Below are 218 nucleotides of genomic sequence, written 5' to 3'. Positions count from 1 at the left end.
AGGTCTCACCTACTTTACCTTCGGTCACTACTTTGTAGAGTGCGCGAGCATGGTCTTCGACAAACAGCCAATCTCGAATTTGGTCGCCTTTACCGTAAATAGGTAACTCTTTACCTTCTAGCGCATTAAGGATAACCAATGGGATCAATTTTTCAGGAAAATGATAAGGGCCATAGTTATTTGAACAGTTGGTTACGATGGTTGGAAGGCCGTAAGTA

1 protein-coding gene is annotated in these 218 nt (G+C 42.7%); it reads right to left on the bottom strand.

Features of this window, described 5'->3' with window-relative positions; translation table 11 throughout:
* A partial coding sequence (locus FTW16_RS17955) for an NAD-dependent epimerase/dehydratase family protein (protein WP_146492026.1) occupies positions 1 to 218 on the bottom strand: 218 nt, incomplete at both ends.

Origin of the sequence: Vibrio sp. T20 (assembly GCF_007858795.1) — a bacterium.
GTDB lineage: Bacteria > Pseudomonadota > Gammaproteobacteria > Enterobacterales > Vibrionaceae > Vibrio > Vibrio satsumensis.
This window is presented reverse-complemented; position numbering and strand designations above follow the sequence as displayed.